Source organism: Cupriavidus neocaledonicus (genome assembly GCF_000372525.1).
Taxonomy (GTDB): Bacteria; Pseudomonadota; Gammaproteobacteria; order Burkholderiales; family Burkholderiaceae; genus Cupriavidus; species Cupriavidus neocaledonicus.
The window spans coordinates 1-7,368 of record NZ_AQUR01000042.1 but is presented as its reverse complement, the minus strand read 5'-3'; the positions used below and the strand labels follow the sequence as shown (position 1 = coordinate 7,368).

General features: G+C 54.3%; 6 protein-coding genes. 4 read left to right on the top strand and 2 right to left on the bottom strand.

The genetic code is table 11. From position 1 onward, the window contains the following. Positions 1-325: 325 nt before the first annotated feature. On the bottom strand, positions 326-913 hold the full coding sequence (locus tag A3AG_RS0100580) for a helix-turn-helix domain-containing protein (protein ID WP_012354721.1): 588 nt from the start codon (positions 911-913) through the stop codon (positions 326-328). 1,051 nt (positions 914-1,964) lie between these two features. Beyond that, complete coding sequence (locus A3AG_RS32610) at positions 1,965-2,690, bottom strand: IclR family transcriptional regulator (RefSeq protein WP_012354720.1); 726 nt, start codon at positions 2,688-2,690, stop codon at positions 1,965-1,967. 896 nt (positions 2,691-3,586) lie between these two features. On the opposite strand from A3AG_RS32610, the gene A3AG_RS0100565 reads away from it, so the two are divergent. The 4 genes from A3AG_RS0100565 to A3AG_RS32595 all read left to right on the top strand — a co-directional run. Next, positions 3,587-5,068 carry an aldehyde dehydrogenase gene (locus tag A3AG_RS0100565; protein WP_012354718.1) on the top strand — a complete coding sequence of 494 codons (1,482 nt, stop codon included), beginning with the start codon at positions 3,587-3,589 and terminating at the stop codon, positions 5,066-5,068. 165 nt (positions 5,069-5,233) lie between these two features. Continuing rightward, positions 5,234-6,001: a hypothetical protein gene (locus A3AG_RS32600; protein ID WP_012354717.1), complete on the top strand. Its 768-nt coding sequence runs from the start codon at positions 5,234-5,236 to the stop codon at positions 5,999-6,001. A gap of 715 nt (positions 6,002-6,716) precedes the next feature. Next, positions 6,717-6,950 carry a transposase gene (locus A3AG_RS34795; RefSeq protein WP_012354716.1) on the top strand — a complete coding sequence of 78 codons (234 nt, stop codon included), beginning with the start codon at positions 6,717-6,719 and terminating at the stop codon, positions 6,948-6,950. Between the two features lie 224 nt (positions 6,951-7,174). Then, positions 7,175-7,368, top strand: a 194-nt coding sequence (locus A3AG_RS32595; RefSeq protein WP_018003700.1) for a transposase, incomplete at its 3' end; no start/stop codon positions are given.

Below are 7,368 nucleotides of genomic sequence, written 5' to 3'. Positions count from 1 at the left end.
GGCAAGGGAGATATGAGGCACACCTGCCCATAGCTGCATCATAGCCTCCCAAGCGGATACACCAGGACTGATCAACCCTTCTCAAGGAGCGCAAGCAATGATCGCATGATGGCTAACAGGTTGGACCGGGACGAGGAAGACCCGATAGGGAACGTGAGCCGCAAGGCTCGATAATCAGCTGGGGACCTCGTCAGCGAATTCCATATGGGCCAGCAGGCCTTAAGGCCTGCAACAAACGGGCCGGACATAAGCGTGCTGCCTCTACCTGTCGACCACCATGTCAAATCGAGCTTGCTATCCGGGAGGCGTCCACATAAGCACTTCCCTAGCGCTTGACCAACGCAACGAGATAGATGCACGGGTTGTTGCCAGGATTGATGAAGGTGCATGGTGCGGGAGGACCGAGTTGCAGACAGTCGCCGACTTCTAGCTCATGTACCAGTTGACCTTCCTCAAACACCAGGGTCCCTTGCTGTACCCAGATCTGCTGGTGCTGGAAGATGAAGGCCGATGACGGGTAAGAAATCCGAACATTGGCTGGAAGCATGATTTCCACGAGTTCCAGCATGCCACCATTGCGCGGCGACACCGCGCGTCGGGTATAGCCAGTCTCGGGATCGGTCCAGACTTGCTGATCGGCGGCACGGCAAAGGCGATTGCCAAACTGTTCGGCCAGTGCCAGCAACATCGAGAGCTGCAGGCCAAAGGCTCCGGAGAGCCGACCCAGGACTGTTGCGGTCGGACTCGCTTCACCACGCTCGATCTTGCTGATCATGGCCTTTGACACGCCGGCGCGCTCAGCGAGTTCGCCCATTGACCAGCCTCGCGATTCGCGCTCGATGCGCACGCGCGCTGAAATCGCGCCTGTTGGGTCCACAGGCGACCGGGTGGAAGAGGAGGAGGTATCAATCATGGCCGCCATTATACCGACCTCGCGATCGCGTCCTTCTGTCCTAGGTTGCAAATCGGCCTCGCCAAGTGTGGCGGTTAAACACTGGGGCTATTTGGTGTTCTATCGTCCTCTATAGTAAACCTATTCGGCTTTCCCTGCACAAGCTGGCTCTGCTTCTGTCAAGTGAGGGTTCCTCCCCAGATTCGGTCATCTGTTCTGCAACAAATCCCTGAGCATTGCACTAATGCTAACCCCCCGCCGAACGTCGGAAGACTTTGGTTTCACGCATGTCCTGAGCCGTTCGACAAACAACTATTGTGGATTTCAGCACCCATCGTATGACTGTACCGCCATGTCATTTCGTTGGCATCCGGTACTGAGTGGCGCTTGCAACTCGCTACTTCGCTATGCGACTCCGTTGCACGGACGGCGCGTCAGTCGTAAGAGATCAACGCCTCTCGGGGCGTCCCTATGGCTGAGTGGCGAAATTTAAGCAGCTCGCGAATCTCGATCTTCAGCAAAACCACTGCGCTACGGCTGATGAAGTGACCCGCAGCATACGGCGGCATCCATCGATGCCGCATACCCCTGCATGAGAGCTTCCTCCGTGTTGGGGCCGTCGTCAGCCGGTTGATTGATTGCCTTCTCAAATACTGCAATTTCCGTGGCGCCCGTAAGTTGTATGTCGATACACCTATCGAATCCGAGTCGATGACCCGCCTTCATCATCATCGCTGGCGTGGCCCATTTGACTTTCACGCTTCTCGCTCAGCGCGCTTTCCAAGTCCCTGGACGAAATGTCCCGAGCGAGGCGTTGTTGGTCGTCAAGGCAACGTCAATCGTGCACGAAAGCAGTTGCTCAGATCGCGCCGAAAGAACTGAATGCTTAAAACATACAGAACGCCGGATCTCGCGCGCGCTTCCGCGTGAATGCCATTACAATGATCCTACAGTTCCATGGGTGATGGTGAGGTTCCGTATCGAATCGCCTGATCGGCTACACTCAGAGGTCACGGGCTCTTTCGCACGCCAGTGCATTTTCTCAAAAGGGAATGTGAGGGACTCAGTGCCATCATTCGTTAAAGTCGGCGACGCCCAATCTCGATGAGATACTCATTGCCACATCGCGTACGGGTTTCGCAAAAGTTTCCGAATAGCGAGACGTGGGCATTGTAAGTGTGACGGCGCCAGCGAGTTCTCTTGCAGCATTGAAAACAGGAGCTGATATGCCGCTGAGCACCGGTACGCGATCTCCGACTAGCATAGCAATGCCATCTTTACGAATCCGATCGTAGATTTCCCCTTGCGCACCGGAATAGGCCAGCAATACGCGGCCGCCAGCGCCGCGATCAATTGGGAGAATCTCACCCGCCCGTATATGATCGCGAACCAGCTGTGGGGAGTCAACTCGATAGAGGCAGAGACGGAACTCCTTTTGTCGTACATAAAATGCAGCGCTCTCCTTGGTTTTTTCTGTGAGTTCACGCAGCGCCGGCATAACGATTTCTTCGAGCGAAAATGACGACGCGTAGATTGCATAAAGACGCGCGATTTGTGGGCCGAGGCAGTAGGTTCCATCTGTTTTACGTTGAACATAGTCCTTGTGTTGCAAGGAGGCTAGCAACCTCAGTACGGTGCTTTTATATAGCCTTGTCTGTTTCGCTATCTCAGTCAGTGAGAGCGAAGCAAATTGTGGTGTGAACACGTCAAGCAAGGACAAAGCGCGGTCCACACTTGAGGCACCTCCGGGCGCAGAATTTTGGTCAGAAATTGATGTGTTTTGTGGCTTGCGTGGCATCGTTGGATAAAGAGAGATACAGCTGTTGACCTCGTAAAGGCGGTACCTTAAACTGAATCAAGTCGTCATCATTACATACGGAAAAAACTTGCCGTGTCAACAAAATGACGCTCTTATTTAGGTAGAAGGGTGGTGGCGCCATGGCTTGAGGCTATCTGTCGACACGCACTCAGCAAATTTCGTGCTCACCTTCATGAGCGAAGAAGCTAAGCGCTGGAGCGAGCTTGCAAAGGAACCTACAAAATGTGTGGCAACGATCTTGAAGGGAATCGCTGATCAATGAGGTTTGCGGTTGATGTTTTACACGCCGTGGCTTTTCTTGCTTGCATTCTGCAGACTTGTGGGCCGATGGCCTCACTATGGACGCGCGTAGGGCCCTTCAGGCTGCATTCGGTACTTAGCACCAAAGGAAAGCCGGAACGGATTCTGGTAAGCCTGACTGGAGCGATCCCGACAAATCTCACATTTTGTCCGACAGCGCTGGCGGAGGTGCCGTAAATCTTTTGTGACTGAGTCGGAAACTGGACTGACCCTTCGGGATCACACCGTGAACTGACGTAGCTTCCTCAAAGGGTTACGATCGCTCCATGATCAAGCTTTGCCAGCCGTTCGGGCGTTGGAGGTGTTGATTCCTAAAGCCTTTGCAGACTGGGGGCATTGTTTAACAGGTTCCCGCCGGCACCGACCAGAAAACAATTGCAGATGGGAACGAGGTCATTAAGCGCCAATCGATGGCAATCATCCGCGTCGGGTGATGTGCTTGACGCATGAATGCGAGCAAAAGCAAGAATTGAGTCGACGCACTTGCGGTGCTGTGGACCATAGCAAGGCGCTGTCGAATAATGGAAATGTAATACCGACCCAATGCTCATTAAAAAAGGAGAGTTTGGATTCAAATGAAACGCTATAAATTGTTCATCGACGGCCGTTACGTCGATCCAGTAAGACTGGAGTGGTTCGATACGGTCAACCCGTACACCGGCGAGGTATGGGCACGCATCCCTAGAGCTACAAAGGAAGACGTTGATATCGCGGTAGCGGCAGCTTCGCGTGCCCTGAAGGCGGGACCTTGGGCGATGATGACAGCCACGGCGCGCGGCAAACTAATGCGACGTCTCGGTGATCTGGTCCTTGAAAACGCCCAGCGCCTGGCAGAAACTGAGGTACGGGACAATGGCAAGGTGATGACTGAGGTGCTGAACCAGCTTCGGTCGCAGTCGGAGTGGTGGTGGTACTTCAGCGGCCTAGCTGACAAGATAGAAGGCGCTGTTGTTCCTTTGGATAGGTCCGATGCCTTTGCTTTTACGACCCACGAGCCAGTTGGCGTGGTCGGTGCCTTGACGGCCTGGAACTCGCCTTTGCTTTTCGTAGCGATGAAATGCGCGCCCGCCTTGGCAGCAGGCTGCACCGTGGTCCTGAAGCCATCAGAATTTGCTTCGGCGAGCACACTGGAGTTCATGGAGTTAACCCAGCACGCCGGCTTCCCGAGTGGAGTATTCAACGTTGTCACTGGATTTGGTCCGGAGACCGGGGCTGCGTTGGTGGAACATCCTGACGTCGCCAAGGTGAGTTTTACTGGATCGGATGCCACCGGGGCAAAGGTATACGCGGCTGCTGCAAAGTCTATGAAACGGGTTTCAATGGAATTAGGTGGCAAGTCGCCCAATATTGTGTTCGAAGACTGCGACTTCGCACAGGCAGTAAGTGGAGTTGTGTCGGGGATCTTTGCAGCGACCGGTCAAGCTTGTGTGGCAGGGTCCCGCTTGCTGGTGCAGAATAGTATCAAGGACCTTTTCGTCGATCAACTTGTCAGCATGGTTGCATTGGCGCGAATCGGTGATCCAAACGCACCGGAGAATAGCATCGGTCCTCTAGCAACACCGGAGCAGTATAAAAAGGTTTTGCGGTACATCGACATCGCCAAGTCAGAAGGTGCTCGCTGTGTAATAGGAGGTGAGGCTATGCGGGATCTCTCTGGTGGGCAGTTTGTACAGCCCACCGTTTTTATCGACGTAAAGAGCGACATGCGCATCGCGCAAGAAGAGGTATTCGGCCCCGTGCTCTCGGTCATGGGCTTCGATGACGAAGCGGACGCAGTGAGGATCGCCAATGATGTTATTTATGGGCTCGCCGCCGGAGTATGGACAGCTGATATCTCCAAGGCGCTTCGTGTTTCAAAGGCGCTCAGGGTCGGCACAGTGTGGATTAACGCCTATCGCGCGATGAGCTTCAACCTCCCTTTCGGTGGCATGAAGCAATCCGGTATTGGCCGTGAGAACGGTATCGAAGCTGTGCGCGAGTTCCTCGAGACCAAAAGTGTCTGGGTTTCAACTAAGGCAGGGACGCCGGCTAAGAAAGTCAGCGCAAATATGCAGTAGCAAATTGGCCCCGCAGTAGGAAATTGGCCTATACATAGGGAATGAGGGTAAGATAAAGGGAGAAAACAAAAATATCGATTTTTTTGTTGATCGTTTAGGTGACGCGATATTTTTTCATTTTGAAGCTAATGGTAAACTCTAACAGGGCCATCACGAAGCTGAATCATGACCACAAACGCTTTTACCCGCCAGCAATTAGGCAGCTATTTTGCGTCTTTTCTCGGCATGGAAGGAGGAAACCCGTCCGCTGCAGTTTGGTTTTGCAATTATTCGCCGAGAAGGGGCTGCATATCGCTAGTCTCGCCTCTGATGCCGAAGCTTGAATGTCCAGCTTGGGACGCCGCCTTTCGAGCTCAGCATGCAACGGCGATAGTCCGGTGGCAGACACATCAGCGGATCGCTCGTATTATGTCAGCTGCTCGTCAAATGGTGCTGTTTGGCGACGAAGATGGTGGTGACTGGAAGAAATATCTTTCAGATCTTCTGTACCGACCGCAAGGCTGGGAATTCATGCTCAGCCTATTTCCGCTCCCAATTCGTACAGACGATGGCCAGAGCTGGAGGCGACGCTTTAGCATGCAACCTGAACTCACTTCGAAAGTCGCTTACATGTCTCTTTGCCGTGATGGAGGACGCTTTCGCTTCATCGAGGCGTTACGTCGGCGCGAGCAGCCGAAGGTGGTGGTGTGTCTAGGCGAGCGTCATGAAGATGATTATGTGCATGCCTTCGGTATGCGCGGGCTTTCATATAAAGAGCACACTCTGAAGCCGGCGGACCAGGTCCGAATACTTCATGTCTACGACGACACAGGCACGCAGCTCGTGCTTTGCCCTGCATTAGCCGGTTCCGCTGGTATGTGCTCTGATGCCCTTCTGAAGGCACTGGGAGGATACATTAGCCAATGGCTGGCGAAGGAGGATTTTGAGATGTGACGTACAGATGTATAAGGAAATCATTGCTGACACGCCTAGCTTCACGACCAACCAAAGGCCAATGCGCGGTTAGGCATAGACCAATTCAAAATGAGCCAGATATTCCGACTAAGCATGCCGCTATATTAGCTGTAAGCCTGTTCCGTTCTCCGGGGGTAACCCAATTATTAGGCCAATCGATCGCGACAAACTGATGGGAAATTTTTTCATCATCATGACGAACATTAGTCGTTGCGGCTAGCTAGTCTGTCTTCCATCTATTCATTTTCCGTGTGAGGCAAAAAAATGATATCGAAGCGACGCATGCTTCGATAGTGCACGGCAGGTTTTCTTCAAAATCGGGGCGGATGAGGGGAGTTGGAATGAACCGCCCATCTAACGCTAAGCCAAAGCCTCGAAGGCAAAAGGGGCTCTCGCTTGATCGGCGGCGTCGCTGTGCCAGAGTGAGAACTGGATCCAACACTCAAGGTGGAGGAGAGTACGCGTACCCGGCAGAGCAACCAAATGCCGGGGCTGCTGGGGTGAGGCTTGCACTTCGGTACGCTGTCCTTCCGGGCCAAGAGCGCTGGGCCGTAGTTCGCTCGCGTCGTACCGCTCTTGCTGACACGGCGCTGGAGCGGCAAGTCCGTGCGCTTGGCGAATTCGATGAATAGAAGATCCTACTGGTTGCGCGTGACCTACATAGTGGCTAAGGTCTGATCCGGCCGCGCAGATTGTGGACCAGATGTCCGGCTTGGGCCCTATTACCGCTACTGCCTTGGTCGCACCATTCTCTGCCCAGCCACTCGCACAGGCAGGGCATTCGCCGCAAGCCTGCGGCTATTCCGGCACAGACCGGCACGGCGGTCATGTATCGCTTGGGCACATCAGCAAGCGCGCGGCAACGCTTCTGCGACGACAGGTGGTCAACGCAGGACAAACGATGCTCACGCGCACCAGATATCCTTAGGCACGGGCACTGCCCATGCTGCAGCGGCGCCTCAAGGACGTCGTGGTGGCACTGGCCTACAAGATTGCCGAAAAGCTTTACTGGCCCATGGGCGCCAATGGCCTGAGTTGGGGGCGTCGCCCGCCTTCACCAGCTCTTAACAGGCCGCTGAAATACCTCCAGCGGACGTCAGCGCGACGACTGGCTGAAGCGTTGCTTTGAGGATCCCATCCAATCCCACATTCATGCGCGGCGCAGATACCTTCACGGAAAGCTTGTTCACTATGCGGAGGCTGGAGGATTTCGTGCCGCAGTCCCATCCGCTGCGCTCGATCCGGACTATGGCCAACCAGGCGCTGGTGAAGATGGACCGGCTGTTCGCGCAGATGTACGAGGCCGATATCAAGGGTGGCCGCCCCAGTATCGCGCCGGAGAAGTT

Coding starts and splice junctions, on each gene's coding strand:
- A3AG_RS0100580 (WP_012354721.1), bottom strand. CDS start 913: ATGATTGATACCTCCTCCTCTTCCACCCGGTCGCCTGTGGACCCAACA.
- A3AG_RS32610 (WP_012354720.1), bottom strand. CDS start 2,690: ATGCCACGCAAGCCACAAAACACATCAATTTCTGACCAAAATTCTGCG.
- A3AG_RS0100565 (WP_012354718.1), top strand. CDS start 3,587: ATGAAACGCTATAAATTGTTCATCGACGGCCGTTACGTCGATCCAGTA.
- A3AG_RS32600 (WP_012354717.1), top strand. CDS start 5,234: ATGACCACAAACGCTTTTACCCGCCAGCAATTAGGCAGCTATTTTGCG.